At 42.7% G+C, this 23,385-nt stretch carries 19 protein-coding genes and 3 pseudogenes; 17 read left to right on the forward strand and 5 right to left on the reverse strand.

Annotated features, from left to right (window positions below; translation table 11 throughout):
* Positions 1-281: 281 nt before the first annotated feature.
* A pseudogene (locus ACFQ3J_RS06165) lies at positions 282-1,878 on the reverse strand (glycosyl hydrolase); the annotation flags it as partial.
* 304 nt (positions 1,879-2,182) lie between these two features.
* Between ACFQ3J_RS06165 and ACFQ3J_RS06170 the strand changes: the two are divergent.
* Entirely contained in the window at positions 2,183-2,824 is a 642-nt protein-coding gene (locus ACFQ3J_RS06170) for a hypothetical protein (protein WP_091156788.1), read from the forward strand.
* Positions 2,825-2,998: 174 nt separating this feature from the next.
* Here ACFQ3J_RS06170 and ACFQ3J_RS06175 read toward each other — a convergent pair whose 3' ends face one another.
* A complete protein-coding gene (locus tag ACFQ3J_RS06175) occupies positions 2,999-3,676 on the reverse strand; it encodes a helix-turn-helix domain-containing protein (protein WP_091156786.1) in 678 nt (225 codons plus the stop codon).
* Between the two features lie 178 nt (positions 3,677-3,854).
* Between ACFQ3J_RS06175 and ACFQ3J_RS06180 the strand changes: the two genes are divergently transcribed.
* From ACFQ3J_RS06180 to ACFQ3J_RS06210, 7 genes and pseudogenes are all read left to right on the forward strand, one after another.
* Complete coding sequence (locus ACFQ3J_RS06180) at positions 3,855-4,973, forward strand: NAD(P)-dependent alcohol dehydrogenase (protein ID WP_091156783.1); 1,119 nt, start codon at positions 3,855-3,857, stop codon at positions 4,971-4,973.
* 619 nt (positions 4,974-5,592) lie between these two features.
* A pseudogene (gene amyS, locus ACFQ3J_RS06185) lies at positions 5,593-7,158 on the forward strand (alpha-amylase); the annotation flags it as partial.
* Between the two features lie 24 nt (positions 7,159-7,182).
* Complete coding sequence (locus ACFQ3J_RS06190; protein WP_244533272.1) at positions 7,183-7,476, forward strand: carbohydrate binding domain-containing protein; 294 nt, start codon at positions 7,183-7,185, stop codon at positions 7,474-7,476.
* A gap of 312 nt (positions 7,477-7,788) precedes the next feature.
* Positions 7,789-8,301, forward strand: a complete 513-nt coding sequence (locus ACFQ3J_RS06195) for a GNAT family N-acetyltransferase (protein WP_091156779.1) — start codon at positions 7,789-7,791, stop codon at positions 8,299-8,301.
* A 302-nt stretch (positions 8,302-8,603) separates the two neighbouring features.
* Entirely contained in the window at positions 8,604-8,933 is a 330-nt protein-coding gene (locus ACFQ3J_RS06200) for a KGG domain-containing protein (RefSeq protein ID WP_091156777.1), read from the forward strand.
* Positions 8,934-9,288: 355 nt separating this feature from the next.
* Positions 9,289-10,428: a DUF2264 domain-containing protein gene (locus ACFQ3J_RS06205; protein WP_091156775.1), complete on the forward strand. Its 1,140-nt coding sequence runs from the start codon at positions 9,289-9,291 to the stop codon at positions 10,426-10,428.
* Between the two features lie 29 nt (positions 10,429-10,457).
* Positions 10,458-11,573: a glycoside hydrolase family 88 protein gene (locus ACFQ3J_RS06210; RefSeq protein WP_251581540.1), complete on the forward strand. Its 1,116-nt coding sequence runs from the start codon at positions 10,458-10,460 to the stop codon at positions 11,571-11,573.
* A 117-nt stretch (positions 11,574-11,690) separates the two neighbouring features.
* Here the strand turns inward: ACFQ3J_RS06210 and ACFQ3J_RS06215 are convergent, their stop codons facing one another.
* Positions 11,691-12,482, reverse strand: coding sequence for an SDR family oxidoreductase (locus ACFQ3J_RS06215; protein ID WP_091156772.1), 792 nt, complete (start codon positions 12,480-12,482; stop codon positions 11,691-11,693).
* Positions 12,483-12,666: 184 nt separating this feature from the next.
* Between ACFQ3J_RS06215 and ACFQ3J_RS06220 the strand changes: the two genes are divergently transcribed.
* From ACFQ3J_RS06220 to ppsA, 3 genes are all read left to right on the forward strand, one after another.
* A complete protein-coding gene (locus tag ACFQ3J_RS06220; RefSeq protein WP_091156769.1) occupies positions 12,667-13,875 on the forward strand; it encodes a YhgE/Pip domain-containing protein in 1,209 nt (402 codons plus the stop codon).
* Between the two features lie 42 nt (positions 13,876-13,917).
* Positions 13,918-14,457 carry a PadR family transcriptional regulator gene (locus ACFQ3J_RS06225; RefSeq protein ID WP_091156768.1) on the forward strand — a complete coding sequence of 180 codons (540 nt, stop codon included), beginning with the start codon at positions 13,918-13,920 and terminating at the stop codon, positions 14,455-14,457.
* 591 nt (positions 14,458-15,048) lie between these two features.
* Positions 15,049-17,664 (forward strand): phosphoenolpyruvate synthase, encoded by a 2,616-nt coding sequence (gene ppsA, locus ACFQ3J_RS06230; protein WP_251581542.1) that lies wholly within the window; start codon positions 15,049-15,051, stop codon positions 17,662-17,664.
* Positions 17,665-17,744: 80 nt separating this feature from the next.
* On the opposite strand, the pseudogene ACFQ3J_RS06235 reads toward ppsA, so the two are convergent.
* Positions 17,745-18,101, reverse strand: a pseudogene (locus ACFQ3J_RS06235) (class I SAM-dependent methyltransferase); the annotation flags it as partial.
* Positions 18,102-18,194: 93 nt separating this feature from the next.
* Here ACFQ3J_RS06235 and ACFQ3J_RS06240 point away from each other — a divergent pair.
* Complete coding sequence (locus tag ACFQ3J_RS06240; protein WP_379293259.1) at positions 18,195-19,124, forward strand: VanW family protein; 930 nt, start codon at positions 18,195-18,197, stop codon at positions 19,122-19,124.
* A gap of 79 nt (positions 19,125-19,203) precedes the next feature.
* On the opposite strand, the gene ACFQ3J_RS06245 is transcribed toward ACFQ3J_RS06240, so the two are convergent.
* Positions 19,204-20,115, reverse strand: coding sequence for an EamA family transporter (locus ACFQ3J_RS06245; protein ID WP_251581544.1), 912 nt, complete (start codon positions 20,113-20,115; stop codon positions 19,204-19,206).
* Positions 20,116-20,238: 123 nt separating this feature from the next.
* Here ACFQ3J_RS06245 and ACFQ3J_RS06250 point away from each other — a divergent pair, with 123 nt between their 5' ends.
* The 5 genes from ACFQ3J_RS06250 (at position 20,239) to ACFQ3J_RS06270 (ending at position 23,332) form a co-directional block, all read left to right on the forward strand.
* Positions 20,239-21,138, forward strand: coding sequence for a helix-turn-helix domain-containing protein (locus tag ACFQ3J_RS06250; protein WP_251581545.1), 900 nt, complete (start codon positions 20,239-20,241; stop codon positions 21,136-21,138).
* A gap of 71 nt (positions 21,139-21,209) precedes the next feature.
* Positions 21,210-21,956 carry a type I methionyl aminopeptidase gene (gene map / locus ACFQ3J_RS06255; protein ID WP_251581546.1) on the forward strand — a complete coding sequence of 249 codons (747 nt, stop codon included), beginning with the start codon at positions 21,210-21,212 and terminating at the stop codon, positions 21,954-21,956.
* A gap of 37 nt (positions 21,957-21,993) precedes the next feature.
* Positions 21,994-22,158: a hypothetical protein gene (locus tag ACFQ3J_RS06260; RefSeq protein ID WP_379292395.1), complete on the forward strand. Its 165-nt coding sequence runs from the start codon at positions 21,994-21,996 to the stop codon at positions 22,156-22,158.
* A gap of 43 nt (positions 22,159-22,201) precedes the next feature.
* Complete coding sequence (locus tag ACFQ3J_RS06265) at positions 22,202-22,309, forward strand: DUF1569 domain-containing protein (protein ID WP_379293261.1); 108 nt, start codon at positions 22,202-22,204, stop codon at positions 22,307-22,309.
* A 156-nt stretch (positions 22,310-22,465) separates the two neighbouring features.
* On the forward strand, positions 22,466-23,332 hold the full coding sequence (locus tag ACFQ3J_RS06270) for a methyl-accepting chemotaxis protein (RefSeq protein ID WP_285850015.1): 867 nt from the start codon (positions 22,466-22,468) through the stop codon (positions 23,330-23,332).
* Positions 23,333-23,385: the final 53 nt, after the last annotated feature.

Consider the following 23,385-nt stretch of genomic DNA (forward strand, 5'->3'; position numbering starts at 1 on the left):
GTACAACTGTGATACCTGTCCTCATTATCGCAGGTGGGATGACCAACCTATAAAGAAGTATATTCAGAGATGAATGCAATCTCAAATGACTGAATCGTTTTCATCTTCGAGTAAATACAAAACAAGGGCTGGAAGCAGGTATTAACCTGTTCCTGCCCTTATTACTTACTTTACAATTACGGCTCAAAGCCCCAACTATGCTCATTGCTCAAATAACCGGAACCTGTTCATTATTTACAAACCCGGTAACTTGACTTGCCATTGGGAGAGGGTAATATTCTGCTGAATATATCAAATGACACATTTACAGGTGAGAGGGAGGCGCTTGGTGATGGATTATTGGAATTGTAAATTTGGAAGCTCATCTAATGTGATGACATAATCACTTTGATATAGCGTTGTCAATGTGGCAGGATAGTTGAAAGCAGAACTCATCAGATGCTCGCCATACCATGGACAGAAGTAGAGCCATCCTGACTTCTCTTCAACTAGATTCTGTAAGCTTGGAACAGTGTCATTCTCGGTCATGGCCACCATCTTCGTACCGTTCGTCAGATCAACCAGCTTATAGAAAATCGAGGTGATGGCATCCTCATTCGGGACGCCGGACAAACCATCATCACGGTTGTAGATTGTATTGTATTTGTCATAACCGACTAGATCAACTTGATGATCACCTGGGTACCATGCCGGAGAAGTGCTGTATACGTAGCTGTTGTAAGTCCAGATCAAGTTGTGAAGCTCATATGTTTCCGTAAGCTCAGTATAGAGCAGATCCCACAGATCTTTGTACACTTCTGCACCTGCGGAAGCCCACCAGAACCATGCACCTTCTCCATTTAGTCCACCGTTGCCCTCCGCCTCATGATAAGGACGGAAAATAACAGGGACATTGTTATCTTGCAAAATTTGTAGTTGTTCTGCGAGATCCTCAATAGTCATCATCACATACTGGTACTCTTTCGTACCGGGAACAACGGCATTTGCTGTATTAAAATTGGTCTCAGTTGGCTTATAGGTGGCATCCTTCCAATCTACAGTCTGTCCGAGCTGATAGGTAGTGAAATTCTTGGGTACATTGATATGCCAAGCGGCTGTCGCGATCCCCCCTCGACTGTTTACCCAATCAATCATCCGATCGGTTGTGCCATCCTCCCAGCCGTACAGCGGATTATAATTCATGAAGTCAAAGCCGCGGATGGCTGGATACTTGCCCGTTAAATCATTGATCCATTCAAATTCCAGCTCATAATCGCCGTCATTACCACCTCCATATATCTCCTGCTGACCCGAGATAATATGGTTACCATACACTTCTGTTAAGTAATTCATAAGAAGCTGAGTCTCAGGTGTGGCTTGAGAATCTGTGAGGACAGGCTGTACATCCAGGGGATCAAGATCAGCATGATCTACAGTGAAGGAGTCGAAATATGCAAATCCCCAGCCTGCTTTCAATTGAATCGTATTGCTTCCTTCGTTTAGTTTAAAAAATCCAAAATTGTAATCGGACCATGTAGTCGCGTAGGGCAGCATAAAAGTTGCTTTCGTTACACCATTCACCGCCAGTGATTGTTGCCTGCCGTCAGGACTTACCTCCTGCATATACCGTGAAGAGATTTCATACATGCCTGTCTCTGGAACAGTCACATTGAAGGTAATCGTCCCGGAACCCTGCATCCAGACAAATCCATCACCCGTGTATCCAGGCTTAGGTTGGCCGTAGATTTCCGTGACCACTTGAAGATCGGAGCTAAGCTGAGCGTTTTCGCTTTCGATTGTGAAGAGCGGAGCATCTGCCTGAGTAGGGACTGCCATTAACCCAAGGAACAGAGTAAATGCCAGCAGTATTGCGCTTGACTTTTTGAACAATTGTACCATTACCATCTTTCCTCCATATATAATATGATGAAGAATTGATTCTCTGCTCGGTCATGGATGCGCTTTCAAAATAAACATATCATAACTGCCAAAAATTGTTAATATATGTAATTTGTGATTTTGAATATGTATCTCCATATTCAGAATACTGCAGTGATCTTTATATGAGGAATGAGTGAAAAGCGAGTATTGAACCTTAGTATGGTGTAATACATATTATGGAATCACAAAAGTGCTTAAGGCTAGGTTTCAGACACCATAGCTCTTTCCTGTGGGTCCATTAAGATCGAGATCGAAAGGAGAGATGAAGTTGAAAAAGAAGCATCCCTTCTGGATAGTTGTTCCACTCTTCGTCTTGGTGATTGTCATTACCGCTTGTTCAGGGGAAGCAGGACCAGTGACGAAACCGGTAACAGAAGATTCTGAAGATCTACCATCTTTGTCTCCTTCAACCGAGCAGGAGTCTCAGGTAGAGATGAATCGCGAAGAAACCAAGAGCTTTGAGATGATGACGGCCGAAGGTAATCAGTCACTTGATGGGCGCTTGAATCACGGTGAAGGATTTAGTGTGTATGTGTTTGAGAAGTTTACATTTGATGCAGCTACCGGCCGCTTGAGTTTAAGCAGCAATCCAGATTACAGCGTGGAAATTGAACCGTTACCAGCCGATTATGATTTGGATCAGCTTGAAGCTGCAGCGATTGAAGAGTTGAGTCAAATAGGAGAAGTATCTGATTATAGCGGTGAGTTGGTCGAACATCCTCTTCGTTCAGCTAAGCTTTACCTTCAAGCTTCCGGGGAGAATGGGATCAGCGATTATATGGTGTGGACATCAGAACAAGGGGATGCTTTTGAGTTCCGCCTTCATAATCCGAAAGGAGAAGAGGCTTCCGATTTCGCAGGACCCGTTATTGTTTCCCTATCGACCGTACAAAAGGATATGTAGCGTAGTTCATGTTATTCCAGAAGAGTTCGAAGCTAAAAAGATAGATTTAATAATGGATGTAATTAAATTATAGAATAAAATAACGAAATAGTTTAAAAAAGCAGTGATCTGAATGATCAACTGCTTTTTTAACAATAAACACAATTTAGTCCTTATATGGAACGTAAAACATACTTATTGGATTAGCTTCATACGAAACAATTTTGCCACGGCTTCCGTTCGATTTTTACTGTTGGTTTTGAGCATGACGTTCTTTAAAAAGTATTTAACCGTGGCTTCCACAATATGAAGGATGCTGCTGATTTCTTTTGTCGTATAACCATTGGAAATGTATTGCATAATGATAAGCTCTTTATCCGTAAAATGAGTTGTCTTCCCGTATTTTGTGATGTTAAGCATATGTACACAACTTTCACTGAAGCTGCGGATTTCTTCTAACATTTCCTTGGTCACTTCATACTGTACATTCACACCAGTCATAAATCCAACGACAATGCCATTTACCGAAAAAGGGATCATCAACATATCGTGGACAGGCTCGGACAGCACAAACTGATTACCAATGGACAACTGAAATTTACTGTCCGAGAAGAAGCACACTTTGTTCTCTAGAATACCTTCGTGAACATAAGAATTAATTGTGATGACTTGGTGTATGTGTGCAATCGATTGAACATTCGAGTTCTCATAAGTTAGGATCCCGCTGAACGTGCCGTTAAAGCTCGAATATTGAAACAACTGCATGATACGGCAAGGGAAATGCTCATAGAATATTTTCATCATCTCAAAAAGACGTTCATTCACTGAATAGGATTGTGGGATAGATATTAGCTGCTCTTTCCAACTTTTCATCTGTTTAATCTCCTCCTAATAATAGATTATATCCAACTGACTATCCTAAAGTATAGTGAATTTCCCAAAAGCTATACTTTTACATTTCAAGAAGTTGTACATAAAGATAAGTGTTTTTAAAAGAAAGTAAACGGTATCATTAATAGTGTTCAAAAAACGACATTACGGGGGAGATTGTATGAAGATTAAAGCAGCGGTATTGAATGGACTTCACCAGCCTTATGAAATAGAGGAGCTAGAGTTAAGCGAAATTCGTGACGACGAAGTACTCGTGAGAATCGTTGCATCGGGCATGTGCCACTCTGATGATGTGGTACGCAAAGGCTATACAGAATATCCGATGCCGATTGTGCTTGGTCATGAAGGGTCTGGGGTTGTTGAGCAGGTAGGCAAAAATGTTGTTGGCTATGAACCAGGAGATCAGGTCGTTATATCGTTTGGTTATTGCGGACATTGTGACAGCTGTCTTACGGGTCTGCCGGCATCATGCGATGACTGGAATCACATTAACTTCCATGGTAAACGGGATGACAACACGCCTTATCTGATCAAAGCTGATGGTACACCGGTAACCAGATTCTTTGGACAATCGTCTTTCTCAACGCATACTATCGTGAGTCCGTCCAGCTTAACTAAAGTGGATAAATCGGTTGATCTTCGTTTAGTTGGCCCGCTGGGCTGCGGGTTCCTGACAGGGAGTGGAACCGTGTTTAATGGATTGAAACCTGAACCTGGAACAACTATAGCTATCTTCGGTACGGGTGCAGTTGGCTTAGCTGCAATGATGGCAGCCAAAATTTCAGGTTGCACCAAAGTCATTGCGGTCGATATTCATGATCATCGCTTGGAGCGGGCTAAGGAGCTTGGCGCGACACATGCGATTAACAGCAAAAATGTGGATGTGAAGGAAGCCATCCTCGAACTGACAAATGGAAAAGGTGTGAACTACAGTGTGGACACTACCGGTGTCAATGCAGTCGTACGCAGCTCCATTGAAGTTCTGGCTGTCGGTGGATCTGTAGCCCCGGTTGCTGCTGGGCGAGATATGGAGATTAACACAACCAATGACTTTACAATGCAAAACCGTAATTTGGTTGGTGCCCGAATGGGCAAGGCAGTTCCTCAGCTCTCCATTCGTCAAATGGTGGAATTCTACAAAGCAGGTAATTTTGCTTTTGACAAGCTAGCAAAATTATATAAATTCGAGGATATTAACTTAGCAGCAGAGGAGTCACTTTCTGGACAGGTCATTAAACCGATCCTGATCATTGATGAGACTTATGTACCATTGGATTAACTTCTTCAAATAATCTTATAAATGCTGGAACTTTACTTCAATACAATTCGATCATTTATTTTGGAATATGACTGAAAATGTGATATTGAGAAATAAATAAAGGGATCGAGCTATGACTAACTCGATGTAGCAAGACTCACCTGGGTACAATTTTAGGTTCTGTATGTGCTGCCGCATGAATAAATGCGGCTTTTTTTTATATCGAATGATGCTTATATAATTCAGTTGTTAAACAACTCATTGTCCGATCGGAGGATCTATCTGAACAATTTGTATCTTGGCTCCAAGCATAAATAAACATTTACATGTATCAAAGGTTCTGTATGGATGATAATATTTGCGCAGCAATCAATGTATAAAGCGCTTCCAAAAACATCTTGTTAATTTCAATTGGAATATGGTAGAATCCACTCATCGGCTGGAGTGTATATACATTAAAGGATATAAAAGTTAATACATGCAAAGTCGAAGGGCCACGTGGAGAGGAGGGAAAATACAAAGACTGCTTTCTTAGTTCAAAGATTGTGTTGAATTTGAATTTTTATGGCCATTTGCGCAAACGTTTGCGCTCATTTCAATTTCAAAATGAAGGCAAAATAGTCGTAGAGGAGAGATGATTTTGTTCAAGAGCATCAAAACCTTAATTTCATTCCTTGTCTGTTTAGTTTTGCTATCTTCAATAAGTATTACACAATCGAACCTGGACACGGTTCAGGCTAGTGAACAACAGACACTTGCAAGCTCTCCAGTAAATGGAACAATGATGCAGTATTTTGAGTGGTATTTGCCTAATACGGGCGAACATTGGAACAACTTGAGATCGGATGCACAGTATCTTAGCAATCTAGGTATAACAGCTGTTTGGCTTCCTCCAGCATATAAGGGCCAGGCTGGAAACAATGATGTCGGCTATGGTGTCTATGATCTTTATGATTTGGGTGAATTTAATCAAAAAGGATCGACTCGAACAAAATACGGGACCAAAAATCAACTTGTAAGTGCAATTAATGAGCTTCATCAAAATAACATTCAGGTTTACGGCGATGTGGTCATTAATCACAAGATGGGTGCAGAGGGTACTGAATTCGGTAATGCCGTTGAAGTCTCGCGAACGAACCGTAACCAGGAGACGTCAGGTGCATATAACATACAGGCGTGGACGAAATATGACTTTCCGGCACGTAACAATGCATACTCTTCGTTTAAGTGGCGCTGGGAGCATTTTAATGGAACAAGCTGGAATGAAAGTAACCAGAAGGAATCTATTTATAAATTCTCAGGTAAGAATTGGGACTGGGAAGTGGATACAGAGAATGGCAACTATGATTATCTGATGGGAGAAGATGTGGATTTTGACCATCCGGATGTCGTGAACGAAACGAAGAATTGGGGCGAGTGGTATGTAAATACTTTGAATCTGGACGGGCTTCGCCTTGATGCGGTAAAGCATATCAAATTCAGCTTCATGAAGGATTTTGTACAGAGCGTTCGGGCAGACACAGGGAAGGAATTGTTTAGTGTCGGTGAGTATTGGAGCGGAGATGTGGCGAAGCTTCAGAATTACTTGAATAAAGTAGAGCGCACCGTGTCGCTATTTGATGTCCCGCTGCATTATAGATTTCAAGCTGCTTCAAACGGAAATGGTGGATATGATATGCGAACCATCGCACAAAATACGCTGGTGGCAAGCGATCCGGTAAAATCCGTTACATTCGTCGATAACCATGATACCCAGCCTGGACAATCACTTGCTTCCTGGGTTAACGAATGGTTCAAGCCTCAAGCATATGCTTATATTCTTACTCGAGAACAAGGATATCCATCTGTATTCTACGGTGATTATTATGGAATTCCAAGCCACAATATTCAGCCCATGCGAGAAGTGCTAGACCCACTCCTAGAAGCGCGAAAGAATTACGCCTATGGTGTTCAGCATGATTACGTTAATCACCAGGATGTAATCGGATGGACGCGGGAAGGGCTGAACACGAAAGCCGGATCGGGCCTTGCAACACTTATAACCGATGGTTCTGGCGGAAGTAAAAGCATGTATGTAGGTACACAAAATGCTGGAGAGACCTGGACTGATATGACTGGAAATATATCAAATAAAGTCACAATAAATGCTCAGGGGTACGGCAACTTTAGTGTGCTTGACAGATCTGTATCCGTCTGGGTCGAAGAAGGCGCGCCAAGCTCTAATAATGTTGTGACCATTTATTACAAGCATGGCTTCAGTACTCCTTATATACATTATCGGCCGGTAGGAGGGAACTGGACATCTGTTCCCGGTGTGAGAATGCAAGCTTCTGAGGTGCCCGGCTACAGTAAGCTTAGTATAAATATTGGAAGCGCTTCACAATTAGAGGCTTGCTTCACGGATGGGAACGGAGCATGGGACAGCAACAATCAAAGTAATTACTTTTTTGATACAGGAACCTGGACCTACGGCAGCTACGGGAATATTCAGAAAGGAGCACCTGCTGGAGCTGCATCGATCTAATAGTTAAATAGTACATTGGAGCAAACGTTTGCAAGTGAATTAATCCTTAATGATAGCTTGTTCATGTCCCGAAAAATGGAGCAGCTGTCAATTGACAGCCAGCTCCTCATTTTACATAACAATGGATAGATCGTGGTATAAGCGTATGTTACGATCAACAAGTCCAAAAAATTAAAATGTTTCTTTAATGATGCGTGCCGCAGAATTTGCACAATTGCATTACATCATTAGATGTCGTACTCTAACATAAAGTATGACATCTCACATTTTAGTATGTAAATGTATGGGGATGTTTTAAAGGAGGCCTATTCTTTGATTATTCGTGTATTAACTGAGAATGACGCAGAGGCTTATCAGGCTCTCCGGCTTAAGGCCTTGCAAACCAACCCGGAAGCATTCGGATCAACTTATGAGCTTGAACTAAATTATTCAGTAGAACAGGTTGCCCAGCGCATAACTTCAACGAGTAACAAGTTTACACTTGGTGCATTTATGGAAAATGAATTAATAGCTATTGTGACCTTCCTACGCGAAATCAACATGAAAACCGCACACAAAGGGAACATTTATGGAATGTATGTAGCATCCGAACATCGCCGAATGGGTCTTGGTAAAAAGTTACTCGAAGAGCTGATCATATTAGCAGGGAAGCAAGAGGGATTGGAGCAAATTAATTTGACTGTGATGTCAGATAATAATTCTGCGAAAAAGCTATACGAAGAGTTAGGTTTTAGAGTGTTCGGCAAGGAAAAAAGAGCTTTAAAATATGCGGGAAGTTATTTTGATGAAGATTTTATGTGTTTAGATATGATAACTATTGAATAAAGATTGAAGCGAGTAGCGGATTTATATCATTCCCGCGCTGCTTTATAGCCAACAGATTCCGCTCAAGAGCGGATGCTCAGGCTGTCGAGAAAACCTCGGCAGCCATTTTTATTTCTTAATAATTCAACACGACACCGCGTTAATGATGGTGAAGCACCAAGTAGAGCAAGTATAGCCATTTGTTCGAATGAATATGGATTTTATACTAAAAGGGAGTTTAATATTTTTGGAGGCGGGTAATTCAATAACGTACCGGAAGTAAGAAAGACTTCCTAAACTAATCTACTAAGGAGTGAATTCAAATGGCAAACAATCGAGACAACAAAATGAGTCGTGAAGAAGCAGGTCGTATGGGTGGAGAAGCAACATCTAACAATCACGATAAAGAATTCTACCAAGAGATTGGGAAAAAAGGTGGAGATGCTACTTCTCGGAATCATGATCAGGAATTTTATCAAGAAATTGGTGAAAAGGGAGGAGAAGCGACTTCCCGGAACCACGACAAGGAATTTTACCAAGAAATCGGCCGTAAGGGTGGAGAAGCTCGTGATGACTCCAATAATGATGGTAAAATGAGCAGAGAAGAGGCAGGGCGCAAGGGTGGAGAGGCGCGCTCCCGTCAAAGAGATTAATATCCCTCTATTTTCATTAAGTAGAGATTGATTAAAAATTAAAAGTCATTGAATTTTAGATTTCAGTATTTTTGGATGTTGTTTCATATAAAGAGAATGACTCTGGAATAAATCCGGAGTCATTTTCTTTTGTTCTAGCAGAAACAGCTAAATCCAATCCTTGCTTTGTGGGCAAATGAATTCCTTCTGTGTGATTCTTTGATTTCCTTACGGATCTTTTAACGATAGATAGGTAATGTAGACATCGAAATGAAGATTTTGACCAGCTCTGCTATTAAAAAAGTTTATTGAATGGTCGGAGGCAAGCGTCTATACTTTTTTTGGAAGCAAGGAGATGAAAAAGGAGGCAGCAACGATGTCGGTCGATCGTAAGTATTGGGTGGATACTCTGGTTCGCATTGTTCGTCCTGTACTGTATTCATTATCAGAACGTCGGCTTAAGATGGATATGCCTGTTGAAGCAAGGGTGGGGGATCGATCCGATTACACTTATCTAGAAGCGCTCGGGCGAACGCTTGCTGGAATTGCACCATGGCTTGAACACGGTCCTCGTACAGGAGAAGAAGGAGAAATTCGGGCACAGATGGCCGAGCTGGCAAGACGGGCAATGGATATGGCTACAGATCCGGCTTCTCCAGACTATATGAATTTTACGATTGGAGGACAGCCTGTAGTCGACGCGGCTTTTCTTGCGAACGCGGTGCTCCGCGCTCCGAGTGTGCTGTATGCACAGCTGGATGAGAAAGTAAAAAGGAATTTGATCTCAGCTCTGCGGGCAACCCGTATTATACGACCTGTATTCAGCAATTGGCTGTTATTTAGCGCAATGATTGAAACCGCTTTATTTCGAATGGGAGTAGAAGACTGGGATCGCATGCGAGTGGATTATGCGCTAAGGCAGCATGAGCAGTGGTATAAGGGCGATGGTGCTTATGGAGATGGGCCTGCATTTCATTGGGATTATTATAACAGCTATGTCATTCAGCCCATGCAGGTGGAAATATTGGATGCTGTTGGAGATCAGTATGGAGATTGGGCAGAACTTCGAGCCAAAGTGTTTACGAGAGCTGAACGCTATGCCGCTGTTTTGGAACGGTTCATATCACCAGAAGGCACATTCCCGCCCATTGGACGATCCTTGGCCTATCGCTTTGGCGCATTTCAGCATTTATCATTAATGGCCTTAAGGGAGGAGCTCCCGGAAGAGTTGGAACCGGCTCAAGTTCGCTGTGCGCTTACGGCGGTCATCAAGCGGCAGGTCCAGATGCCGGGTACTTTTGATGATTCCGGCTGGCTGCGAATCGGATTTGCCGGAAGTCAGCCTGATATCGGAGAAGCCTACATTTCGACAGGCAGCTTATATCTGTGTACGACGGTATTTCTACCATTAGGGCTGTCGCCTGACACTGCATTTTGGCAAGGACAGGCCGAGTGGACGGCACTTAAGGCATGGTCTGGTGGGACTGTCCATTTGGACAAAGCCATTTTGAGATAACCATTAGCGTTCTCGAGAGGAGCATTAATATGACAATTCAACCGGATTGGGTACAAGAAGCTTGGGATCAAACGGTAGCAAAAGTGAAGCGGGTTCATCATCGAATTGGAGACCGTTTTCCACATGCAAGTGTGAATGGTGAATATCAGCTGGAGCGAGCCTCTTGGTGGACCGCCGGCTTCTGGCCAGGTTTACTGTGGCTTGTTTACCGTGATACCAAAGACGATGCATTGAAGGAAACAGCAGAATCCTGCGAACGTCAGCTCGATTCATTGCTTGCTGATGCGAATCTGGTAGATCACGATATCGGATTCATGTGGACCTTAACAAGCGGGGCTAGATATAAGCTTCTAGGAGCAGAGGACTCGAAACGGAGAGCCGTGCTAGCCGCTAATCTTCTGGCTGCGCGATTCAACATTCAAGGCAGTTACATTCGAGCGTGGAATGGAGAGAATAATGCAGGCTGGGCAATCATTGACTGCTTAATGAATTTACCCCTGTTATACTGGGCTTCTCGTGTGACGGGAGATCCAAGGTATAAGCACATCGCCGTTAAGCACGCCGATACGGTGCTGAAGCATTTTTATCGGCCTGACGGTTCCGTTAGTCACATCGTTGTATTTGACCCGGAATCCGGAGAGAAGCTGGAGGTGATGGGAGGACAAGGGTACGCACCAGAATCAGCATGGTCTCGCGGAACGGCGTGGGCTATTTATGGAATGAGTCTAAGCTATCACTATACAGGTAAGCATGAATATCTGGATGCCGCCAAGCAAACGGCTCATTTCTTTATGGCTAATTTACCGGAGGATCATGTTCCTTATTGGGATTTCCGTTCACCGGAAGGAATTCCCTCGATTCGAGATTCCTCTGCCGGAGCTTGTGCCGCTTGCGGACTCCTGCTCATCGCAGATCAGGTTAACGGGCTGGAGGCGGATATATACCGCAAATGTGCAGAGCGAATCCTTTATTCCCTATATACGAATTATGGAGCATGGGAATCGAAAACAGAGGAAGGTCTCATTTTACATGGAACGAGTCATTACCCTGGGAATAGCAATGTTGATGTCCCATTAATTTATGGGGATTATTACTTTGCAGAAGGCATTTCGCTGTTAATGGGACACCAAGATAGGTTTTGGTAAGATCCATTTGTTGAATAAATACTTCGACCATTATGTATCCTTACGTTCAGCCGCCATATGGCGGCTTATATATTTTGGGGATGTAAATTATAGTCCACGAGATTTATTGCGCTGTGTTTATTTAAGAAGGGACTCAGCACCATCAATATATATTTCCGTTCCGGTGATATGTGATGATAAGTCGGAAGCGAGGAATGTCACTAAATCAGCGATCTGCTCAGGTTGACCCGGTCCATGTTCCAGAGGCTGATCACCTTCAGGAAATTTGACTGGGATCTCAATGTCCTTAATATCAGAGGAGTTGTGAATGGATTGTCCAATGTGAGTTTCAACAGCACCTGGACATATCGCGTTTACGCGAATTTTGTACTGCGCGAGTTCCAGAGCAGCCATTTTCATAAGTGCAATTTGTCCGGCTTTTGAGGCGCTGTAAGCAGTATATCCGGCTTGAGAGAAAATGCGGTTTCCACTAACAGAGCTTGTAATTATGATGCTGCCTCCATACTCTTTCATGAAGGGGATGGCATGTTTAACGGTCAAGAACGTACCTCTTAAATTGGTATGGATCGTGTGGTCCCAATCGTCTTCCTTCATCGTTTCTATAGGTGCCATTTCTCCGGCAATACCTGCGTTGGCAAATACAATGTCAAGACCTCCCCAATGATCGCTTGCTGTACGGATTCCCTGTTTGACGTCTTGAGATGAATTGATATCGCACTTCTCGGCTATGACCTCGCCACCGGATTCCTCAATTTGCGTCTTCACCCTATTCACATGTTCAAGGTCTAGATCTAACAGGCACACCTTCACGCCTTCTCTTGCGAATTGCAACGCTGCGGCACGTCCAATACCAGAGCCAGCTCCAGTGATTACAGCAATTTTACCTTTTAGGTTATGATGGCTTGACATAGATTTGCTCCTTTCGGATATATTGATTTTTCAAATATTTTACACCAGTCATCGATACGATAAACCCCGAGTCATTTGATTTTCTTGAAAAGTAAGAGTAATATATAATATACTTTGATTAAAGTGCTTTTATAAAACTACTCTCAAAAAAGTAAAATTTCGCTCGAAAGGAAGAAGATGAATAATGAAGTTTAAAACGTTTTTAAAAACAAGAGGAGCGATTGCAGCCATTTTTATGGGGATATTTTACGCGGTCGCGATGCTGGGGATTTTTCTCCCCGGATATACCGCAATCCCGAACAATATTGATAAACTCCCCGTTGCCATCGTAAATGAAGATAAAGGAGAGTATGGGGGAACGATTGCCGAGCAGTTACAGGAGAATTTGCCATTTGAAGAGATTTCAACGGATTTATCGAATTCAGAGGCGCTGGCTCAATTGGAAGATAATGATTTGGCGTTGGTGGTTCATATTCCAGAGACGTTCTCGCAGGATTTGCAGAGCGGGGATGTGTCATCCAGCATTGACTTTACAACGAATGGTGCAGGAGCAACGGTCGTCTCCTCGTCCATGTCCTCCATTGTTAGTGAAATCAACAATCAATTAAGCACTCAGTTCTCGACGCAAACCGCACAAAATATATTGATGACACTAAATGTCCCGGAGGATCAAGCGGCTGAGATGGCCGAGAAGATCGAAACGACTTATGTCGGCAACTCCGTAACCATTAATGAAATCCCAGCAGGAATGCATAACAATATGCTGCCGATGTTCCTGACTATGGCGGGTTATGTTGGTGCAATGATTGGGGCTATGCAGCTGGTCGGCTCCTATAAAGCTAATCGGGGTACAACCAGCAAGTGGCGATTGTTCTTATATGTTCAGATTACTGCTTTACTTATTGCGACACTATCCTCGGCCGCAGGAATTGGTATTTCATATGCCGTGACCAATCACGGATCAGAGATGTTCTTCACCTTGTGGGGTCATCAAATCCTGAACTATATGGTTTGCTTCAACTTCACTGCGATCTTGATCTTCCTGGTAGGTGAAGGGGGCATGATTCTGAACATGCCGATCTTATTGCTTCAAACGATAGCTAATGGAGCAACCATCCCGCGAGATATGATGTATTTGCCATATGAATGGATGAGTTATATTTCACCGATGTACTATGCCGTACAGGCAAACTTTGAATTATTATTTACGGATAACAGCTCCGCATATCATCACTGGATGATGGCGGCCGTAGGTGGAGGAGCTCTGCTCATCAACTTGCTGATTGTGGCATTCCTGCACAAGCCTCAGGCAGCAGAAGAATCGATACAAGATTCGCTGATCGAAGACACGACACAGCCAAATGTTAAAAAAACTGCTGAAATTACGGTTTAAGATCTGCTACAATAAGGAGAATGATGCTGAAGGAGCTAAAGCATGGAAGTCCAAATTTATATTCTGAGCAAGCTGATGGAAGGCAATAATTATCCTTACCTCTTAAAGAAGCATTTGTCGGAGCCGATTCCATTTGATGAGTTTACAGGCTTAACCGAGAGCAAGCTTTATTATCATTTTGAAGTGTTGACTAAGCAAGGCTTGATCGAAGTCGTAGAAGTGGTTCGTGAAGAGCACCGGCCGGATAAACAAGTATTTGCAATCACAACAAAAGGCCGAGAGGAGCTTCCCAAAAAAATCTATAAGTTGTTTGAAAATGCAGCTGATGTCAGTGGAATGACGATTGGCATGGCAAGCTTGCAGCACGTGGATCGGGACAAGGTTGTTACTATTCTGGAGAAGAAATTGCAGAAATATCAAGATCGTTGGGAGCATATTTCTCAATTTGAAAAGTATATAGAAGTGGATGAACAAAGAAGAAAATTTGTTGATTTCATGACCAGCTATACGTCCAGCAGGGCGAAGCATACCACCGATTGGCTCGAACACTTAATCGATCTTATTAAAGATGGAGCAATTTAACGGCCTAACAAATGAATAAGCTAATAAAAGCTTCTGATACCTAGATGGGTATCAGAAGCTTTTTTATTGCTCTTTGGCAATGACAACGATTATTCCTAGTTGTCATGCCTCTCAAATTGTTTGCGATGGCAGATACCTTTTCTGAGCGTTATGCCTTTGTCGGACCTTCGATTAAACCGTTGTCACCGCAGGAGAGCAATAAAAAGGATAGACAAGAAATTTATATTTCCCTTGAGACTGTTCTTAATAAGAATCATGAGCTTTACAAAAACTGTAGCAATGCATTTGCAGGATCAAAGTTACAGCACAGCCGATGTTTTTATTACGCATAGTGGCATGAATAGTGTAGGTAATTCTGATGTAACAGGAGAAAAAACGTTATAAAAGCGCATAACCAAATATGTAAAAAGAACCTCGGCAGCAATTACCGGGTTCTTCGTCTTGTATATAAACAGATACGCTGATATAATAATATAGATTTTCAGTTCGATATGTAGGCATAAATATTACATCTTATAATTTTATATTATCATGCCGGCATACGGACTGTCAAATGTTTTTTCTCAATCTAATCGTTAGGGGAGATATGAAATGGATCCTTTGGTTCTCGGTTTTCAGGAAATGGATGAACAGCAGTTAAGGCTTGTTGGCGGAAAAGGACTAAATCTAGGAGAACTGACCAAAGTTCAAGGGGTTAAAGTACCTGATGGATTTTGTATTACTACCGTAGGATATCAAACAGCTCTCTCACAGAATAAGGTTTATCATGCTCTCCTGAATCAGCTTGCCATGCTAACTGTAGAAGACCGGGATCAGATTGGTGAAATCTGTAAGGAGATCCGGAACACCATTATGGCTGCAGGAATTCCTTCCGATGTTGAGGAAGCAACAGCTCAATATCTCTCCAAGCTGGGTGAAGAATATGCCTATGCCGTGCGATCAAGTTCAACTGCAGAAGATTTGCCGCATGCTTCTTTTGCCGGTCAGCAAGACACTTATTTAAATGTAATTGGTACAGAAGCTATCTTGCAGCATATCAGACAATGCTGGGCTTCTCTATACACGGATCGTGCAGTAATGTATCGTATGCAAAATGGATTTGATCACAGCCAGGTTAAAATATCCGTCATCGTCCAAAGGATGGTGTTTCCAGAAGCCTCGGGGATCTTATTCACCGCGGATCCCGTTACTTCGAACCGAAAGCTGCTCACGATTGATGCCAGCTATGGACTCGGGGAGGCGCTCGTCTCTGGCATTGTATCTGCAGATGGCTATAAAGTGCGCGATGAAGAAATTGTTGATAAGAAGATTGCAACGAAGAAATTGGCGGTGTATGGACGGGCTGAAGGCGGTACAGAGACTCGGGACATTCATCCTGATCAGCAAAAAACACAGACGCTGACGGATAAGCAAATCATGGAGCTGGCTCGGATCGGCAGACAAATTGAAGCTCATTTTAGCTATCCGCAAGATATTGAATGGTGTTTAGCTAATGATGAATTTTATATTGTCCAGAGCAGACCAATCACGACATTATACCCGATTCCTTACGCAAATGATCAAGAGAATCACGTGTATGTATCCGTCGGCCATCAACAAATGATGACAGATCCCATCAAGCCGCTGGGTCTGTCCTTCTACTTATTGACGACGCCTGCACCCATGCGCCCAGCGGGGGGAAGATTGTTCGTCGATGTTACACCTGTGCTATCTACACATGCCGGGAGAGAGCACATCATAAACACGCTGGGACATTCCGATCTGCTCGTTAAGGACGCACTATTGACGCTTATTCAACGCGGAGATTTTGTTCCAACATTAGATACGGAGAATACAGAGAAGAGCAGGAGTGCGGACAGGGAAGGCAAGTCGACAACTGCTTCTGAGGTGTGGGTAGAATACGATAAGGCTATCGTATCTGAGTTGATTAAGAAAACTCAGGATTCCATTGCCGAGCTGAAGCATACGATAAAGGCGAAATCAGGCACAGCTTTGTTTGATTTTATTCTGGAGGATATTCAGCAGCTAAAGAAGATCTTGTTCGATCCTCAAAGTTCTAAAATAATTATGGAAACGATGAATGCTTCAGCCTGGATCAATGAGCATATGTACGAATGGCTCGGAGAAAAAAATGCAGCGGATACCCTCTCACAATCGGTACCGCACAATATTACTTCGGAAATGGGTCTTGCATTGCTCGATGTTGCAGATGTCATCCGTCCTTATCCGGATATCATTCATTTTCTACAAGAGGCTGAAGATAATCGCTTTTTGGATGAACTCGTTAAATTTGATGGTGGACAGAAGGCCCAAGATGCAATCTATGCTTACCTGGACAAATACGGGATGCGCTGTGTTGGAGAAATTGATATGACACGAACGCGTTGGAGTGAGAAGCCTATCACACTTGTTCCCTTAATTCTAGGTAACATTAGAAACTTCGAGCCTAACGCAAGCCAGGTTAAATTTGAGCAAGGACGGCAGGAGGCACTCAGCAAAGAGCAGGAGCTGTTGGATCAACTAAAGCGGCTGCCGGATGGTGAGCAAAAAGCGAAAGAAACCAAGCAGCGGATTGACCTCATCCGGGATTTTAGCGGATTTAGAGAGTATCCGAAATACGGCATGGTTAATCGCTACTTTATATATAAGCAGGCGCTGTTGGGAGAAGCAGAACAGCTTGTACAGGCAGGGGTTATACAGGATAAAGAAGATATTTATTATCTGACTTTTGATGAACTTCATGAGGTTGTGCGTAGCCATACACTGGATCAACAGCTTATTATGAACCGGAAAGATGAGTATCAGCGATATGAGAAGCTGACACCACCACGCGTGATGACATCTGATGGAGAAATGATTGCAGGCAGATACCACCGTGATAATCTTCCTCCAGGAGCGATTGCGGGCTTGGCTGTCTCTTCTGGAATTATAGAGGGGCGTGCGCGTGTCATTCTGAATATAGAGGATGCTAATCTGGAGGATGGTGATATATTAGTCACTTCCTTCACTGACCCAAGCTGGACACCCTTGTTTGTATCTGTTAAAGGTCTCGTCACCGAGGTTGGAGGATTAATGACTCACGGAGCCGTTATCGCAAGAGAATACGGCTTGCCAGCTGTGGTCGGTGTGGATGATGCCGTCAAATTGATAAAAGATGGGCAGCGAATTCGTGTGAATGGTACAGAAGGGCATATTGAATTGCTGTAAAAAAGTAGAGATTCGATCATATCATCTTTATGAATCCTCATCCGTACAATGGATGAGGATTCATAATAAGAAATTGGATACTATAGCTTTCTTGCTTTGACTACAAAAGTTACAGGGAGCATCTTTGCTCTGTGTACAAGCTCGCTGCTATCGTCCCTGATTGCATCAGTTCATCATCCGTTTCCTCAATCATTTGCTCAATGACAAAGCCTGCATTTGAGAGCGCATTCACATAGACCAGCTAAAAATGAACACACCGTCTTTTTTAAGATAAGAAGCGATCCGGTTAAAAGTACCCTCAAGGTCGGTGGTCCAGCCTATGGCATATATCGAATATACATAGTCAAAATAATCCACGGGTATGCCGCATTCCTCTTGCGTTCCCCCTGGTATTGCAGGGATTGACCGTTTCCACAGCCAATCTCCAGCAGCTTTTTCCTCCCAGCTGCTAATGCATGATTTTCTCAAAAGCTTACCATAATACCAGAAGGACTGATATGGAATCGATTGGAGTAGGAGGTAGAAGCAATTTGAAATGGTTATCCATTATGGTCCTGTTTGGACTGCTCATGACACAGGCGAACCCGGCGGATCTGTTAACTGTAACCCAAGATGGAAACTCGCTGAGTACAATAGATCGGAGCGAGCACAATCTTGGCGTGTTTCCCCTCATCAATATGGATACCTACAACCAGTGGGTGGATCAATTAGATCGAATAAGTATAAAGAAGCCAGAAAATGCACGAATTGCGGCGGATGGCCAGATTGAAGAGGGGCACAACGGATATCGCTTGGATCGACGTAAAATGCTGATATTATTCTGCAACTATTACTATGGGAAGGGACCGGCGATGGTCGAGCTGCCGACCTACATATTACATCCCAAAGTAGATGCCGAGATACTGACTTCCATCCGAACGAAGCCGATCGGGTATTATGTAACTTATTTTAATTCGAATAATAAAAATCGCTCGCATAACATTGCCTTGGCGGCCAAGGCTATTGACAGTACTGTTGTTTTTCCCGGAGAGACGTTTTCTTTCAATGAGGTTGTGGGCATGAGAACTATAGAGAAGGGCTACAAACGAGCGGGCATCATTGTTCGGGGCGAACTGTCCGAGGGTGTGGGCGGGGGCATATGTCAAGTATCCTCCACCTTGTTTAATGCAATTGACAGAGCTGGACTTCAAATCGTGAAGCGGTATTCTCATAGCCGGAACGTCCCTTATGTTCTGTCAGGAAGGGATGCAACCGTCAGCTGGGGAGGGCCGGACTTCGCGTTCCAGAACGCTTATAATGAGCCGATCCTGATTCGTGCTTACAGCAGCGGCGGCCAAATTGCGGTGTCAGTGTATTCCTCGGAATTTATCGAGTATCAGCCACGGCACGTACCAGGTATGTCCAAGCATCTTCCCGAAGAGATCGTGGATCGACGTGAGACTTCCGTTAACGGAAAATAGAGTTCTCTATTCGTCGATTCCATTCCAACCACAATTCGATACCATGTGGTTGGAACGAAATATCAGTATCCGTCAGAGTCTATAGGTCCGTATTATTTGATGAAGCATCTCTATGAACAGCTAAGAAAATGATCATTATAATGATGCAGCTGGTCCCAATCCATTGAAACCCTCCAAAGGGATCCTTTAACCAGAATACAGTCGTTAATACAGCGGCTACGGGCTCAAGGCTGCCCATAAGACTGGACTCCTTTGGAGACAAGCTGTTTAAGCTTTCAATATAGAACCAAAATGCCAACATGGTTCCAAAAATAATGACAAATATTAAATATAAATAGGCTTCAATCGGCAGGTTTGTGATCATCAAATCCCAAGGTGGATGGATAATGCTGATAGCTACTCCTCCTATAATCATTGCCCAGCCGACGATCACTAATGAATCGTATTTCTTGAGAAATCGGACAGCATATAGGGTATAGAAAGCAAGGGCAGCTCCGGATAACACTCCCCAAACAACCGCATCATATGGTACGGAGAGCTGGGTCAATGAACCATTTGTCAGCAAGAAGAAACATCCAATTAAAGACAGCGCTGCTGTAAATATATCCTTCTTCGTTGGGGCTGATTTACCCCGAATTAACAGAAACACAATAATCATGACAGGTGCTAGATACTGCAATAATGTTGCTACAGCAGCGTTCCCCCGATCGATCGAAGCCATATACGTATATTGAACTCCAAGCATACCAACGAGTCCAAACAGAATGAGTTGGAGAGATAGCTTTTTATCTGTCCAGATTTCAAAGATGTTTCTGCTGCCCTTCTTACAACATTGAACTGCAAGGAGTAATATTCCTGCAATGAGTAAACGGACTGTAACGAGCGAACCCATATCGATGCCGTATTGGAACAGCTTCTTTGCAACCGTACCGCCAATCCCCCAAAATATAGCTCCCAAAATAATGAAAATGAATCCTTTTCCTCTATTCATGTTCAACACTCCATTAAAGTATTAAAATTGTATCCTACTTTGACCATGATAAATAAAAAGTGTATAAATATATACAATTATCAGATATAAAAATATAAATATATTGAGGTCGGGGGTTCATGAATGCAATTTAGAGAATTCACAATTGGCCGGGATTTTAAAGAGCTTACGGAGCACCGAACCACTGTATTACCACTAGCATGTTATCACACAACGATCCTGCAAAATATAAATGGATATATCCCTATGCACTGGCACGAAGAGCTTCAATTTGTACTTATTATTAAAGGACAAGCCACCTTTCAGATCCAGGAAGAAAAAGTGCTATTGGATGAGGGAGAAGGCTTATTTATTAATAGTGGCTGCCTGCACCTTGCCAAAGATAATAACGCTTCTGGATGTGCCTATATTTGTTTGAATGTTTCTCCAAGATTTATGGTTTCCCATGAGTTATTTAGCACTTATGTATACCCTTATATAAAAGCAACAAACTTATCCTACATTCTCCTGAACACAAAAGAGCAGTGGGTGACAAACATTCTGGATGGCATCATGGAGATCGACCGATTGATCCAGCAAAGTCCAGCTATATATGAGATTGATATTTCTATCAAGCTGGCACAGATATGGAGAAACCTGATTGTGAATCGTTTTCAACTAGAATACAAAGAAGCTGAGATGTTAAAAAACGAGAAAATGAAAAATATGTTGAATTGGATACATCAACATTATGCTGAGAAGATTGCTTTGGAGGATATAGCCAGAGCGGGGCAGCTTAGCAGATCCGAGTGTTGCCGTTATTTCAAACGATTTCTAGAGGATACACCCTTAAGTTATGTGATGGAATACCGTATTCAAAAAAGCCTGATCTTACTGCAAGAGCCGGAATATAATGTTACGGATGTTGCTTATCAGGTCGGATTTAATAGTACCAGCTATTTTATTAATCAATTCAGGAAAACGATGAACACGACTCCGTTAGCGTATAAAAAGCAAAAAAATATTCAAATATCAAAACGATAGTTATCCTTAAATATATAATTGAGCGATATATGTGTTAAAGTAAATTCATCAGTTAATTTGGAGGGGCTTACATGACAATAGGGTCACAAAAGGACATTGATGGTCTGAAGGAAATTGGCAGAATTGTTGCTATGACGATCAAAGAAATGAAACGTCACGCACGTGTAGGAATGACGACGAAGGAACTGGACGATCTGGGTGGGCAGTTTCTAAGCAGGTATGGGGCAATGCCGGCACCGAAGACAACTTACGATTTCCCTGGAATTACCTGTATTAGTATCAACCACGAAATTGCTCACGGCATTCCAGGCAATCGAATCATTCAACCGGGCGATTTAATCAATATCGATGTTTCTGCAGAAGTGGGAGGATATTATGCCGATGCGGGACATTCTTTTCAGATCCCTCCATATGAGACATCTATAATGCGACTGTGCGAATACACACAGCAGACAATGATGAAAGTAATCTCTTCACTTAAGCATGGAGTAAAATTGAATGAAATCGGAAGAATTATTGAAATCGAGGCTAAAAAAGGCGGTTACAACATAATCAAAAATCTGTGCAGCCATGGTATCGGAAGATCTCTGCATGAGTCCCCGACAGAGATTTTACCCTTCTACAACAAACATGATAAACGGGTATTGAAGGATGGTATGGTCATTACAATCGAGCCCTTTTTATCTACAGGAGCAGGATATGCTGTTGAGCAGCCGGATGGCTGGAACTTAGGTGTACCCGACAATAGCTTTGTAGCACAACATGAACATACTATTATAGTTACTAAGAATAAGCCAATAATTGTGACTGCAGTATAGTTAATTATTCATAAAAGAATAAGGTGGACTTGTGATTATGGGAAGCATCTATAATGAAGCGGATGTAGAAGAAATATTAGCTCGTATCGACAAACTTAAATCGGATTCAAAACCACTCTGGGGTAAAATGAACGCTGCTCAAATGTTAGCTCACTGCTCTTCATTCCAAGACGTTGCAACAGGAAGCTCCCGTCCTCGGTGAAGCTGGATTGGAATATTGGTGGGTAGCCGTTCATAGTGAGAGGTTGGAAATTACGAATCCGCATCCCTTTTTTGGGAAGCTGACGTCTGAGGAATGGAGTATCGGACTATACAAGCACTTAGATCACCATTTAAAGGAGTTTGGCAAATAGTGGCTTGTTTCCTCGCGGATTGTCTTACATATCAAAATCAATAATTATCAAAGTTTTTGCTCAGTTTAGTGTTAAAAGATCTTATTTAACTTGAGTCTTTTGACGATATTATATTTATTAATATGAAGGGCTAGGAGTGAAGATATGAATACATCAATGGAAATCGATACCCAGCATGACCTTATCCAATCATTTATAAAGGTGGCTCCGTTCTTGAACAGTCTCTCAAACGATGACGTTACCATAGGGATCTATGATACGGAGAAGCTGATCATAAATATTCCAGGAAAGACATTTTCGCTTAATGTAAACCCGGGAGACCCTTTGCTGGAAGGGGATATTGTAACAAACGCAATTCGAAATAATACATCTTTATCCGCGATTGTGCCAAAAGAGCTGTTTGGATTTCCGCTAGCGGCTAGAGCGATTCCGCTGCATGACGAAGAGGGCAGAGTAATTGGTGGAATTGGTATGGGGACAAGTCTTGAGAAAGCGAGCAGGCTGTTTGAGATGGCAGAGAGCTTTTCTGCAATTGTCGAGGAGTCCACGGCCTCTATTGAGGATATTAGTCGTGCTGTGACTCACCTTAATGATCGTGTAACAGACATTACTACACAAATGAAAGACATTAGCTCGAGTGCTCAGCAGATCGGCAAGATATCAACGGTAGTAAATGAGATTTCGGATCAAAGTAACCTGCTCGGTCTCAATGCTGCCATTGAAGCTGCTCGAGCTGGTGAAGTAGGAAGAGGCTTCTCAGTTGTTGCCGGAGAGATCAGAAAGCTAGCTACGAGCTCCAAGAGCAACGTAGATCAAATTAATGGAATTACTCAAAATATCCAGGAACTTCTGTTGCGTTTAAATCAAGCTTTTTCAGATATTCACACATTAGCTGATACGCAATTAGGTACAATTCAAGAATTTACGGCTACCATTCAAGAGATCAGTGTCAAAGCAGAAGAGTTAGCTCAGGTTGCCGAACAATCATTATATTCAAACAATAACAGTGAATCAATTTTATAAATGAGCTGAGCTTCATCGAAATAGCCCTTTATACAGTATAATCATACTGGAAA

The organism is Paenibacillus provencensis (assembly GCF_042678545.1).
GTDB classification, from domain to species: Bacteria; Bacillota; Bacilli; order Paenibacillales; family Paenibacillaceae; genus Paenibacillus; species Paenibacillus provencensis.

Bases quoted from the DNA above. Each gene is read 5' to 3' on its own strand.
- ACFQ3J_RS06170 (WP_091156788.1), top strand. From the start codon at position 2,183: ATGAAGTTGAAAAAGAAGCATCCCTTCTGGATAGTTGTTCCACTCTTC.
- ACFQ3J_RS06175 (WP_091156786.1), bottom strand. From the start codon at position 3,676: ATGAAAAGTTGGAAAGAGCAGCTAATATCTATCCCACAATCCTATTCA.
- ACFQ3J_RS06180 (WP_091156783.1), top strand. From the start codon at position 3,855: ATGAAGATTAAAGCAGCGGTATTGAATGGACTTCACCAGCCTTATGAA.
- ACFQ3J_RS06200 (WP_091156777.1), top strand. From the start codon at position 8,604: ATGGCAAACAATCGAGACAACAAAATGAGTCGTGAAGAAGCAGGTCGT.
- ACFQ3J_RS06205 (WP_091156775.1), top strand. From the start codon at position 9,289: ATGTCGGTCGATCGTAAGTATTGGGTGGATACTCTGGTTCGCATTGTT.
- ACFQ3J_RS06210 (WP_251581540.1), top strand. From the start codon at position 10,458: ATGACAATTCAACCGGATTGGGTACAAGAAGCTTGGGATCAAACGGTA.
- ACFQ3J_RS06215 (WP_091156772.1), bottom strand. From the start codon at position 12,482: ATGTCAAGCCATCATAACCTAAAAGGTAAAATTGCTGTAATCACTGGA.
- ACFQ3J_RS06220 (WP_091156769.1), top strand. From the start codon at position 12,667: ATGAAGTTTAAAACGTTTTTAAAAACAAGAGGAGCGATTGCAGCCATT.
- ACFQ3J_RS06225 (WP_091156768.1), top strand. From the start codon at position 13,918: ATGGAAGTCCAAATTTATATTCTGAGCAAGCTGATGGAAGGCAATAAT.
- ppsA (WP_251581542.1), top strand. From the start codon at position 15,049: ATGGATCCTTTGGTTCTCGGTTTTCAGGAAATGGATGAACAGCAGTTA.
- ACFQ3J_RS06245 (WP_251581544.1), bottom strand. From the start codon at position 20,115: ATGAATAGAGGAAAAGGATTCATTTTCATTATTTTGGGAGCTATATTT.
- ACFQ3J_RS06250 (WP_251581545.1), top strand. From the start codon at position 20,239: ATGCAATTTAGAGAATTCACAATTGGCCGGGATTTTAAAGAGCTTACG.
- map (WP_251581546.1), top strand. From the start codon at position 21,210: ATGACAATAGGGTCACAAAAGGACATTGATGGTCTGAAGGAAATTGGC.
- ACFQ3J_RS06260 (WP_379292395.1), top strand. From the start codon at position 21,994: ATGGGAAGCATCTATAATGAAGCGGATGTAGAAGAAATATTAGCTCGT.
- ACFQ3J_RS06270 (WP_285850015.1), top strand. From the start codon at position 22,466: ATGGAAATCGATACCCAGCATGACCTTATCCAATCATTTATAAAGGTG.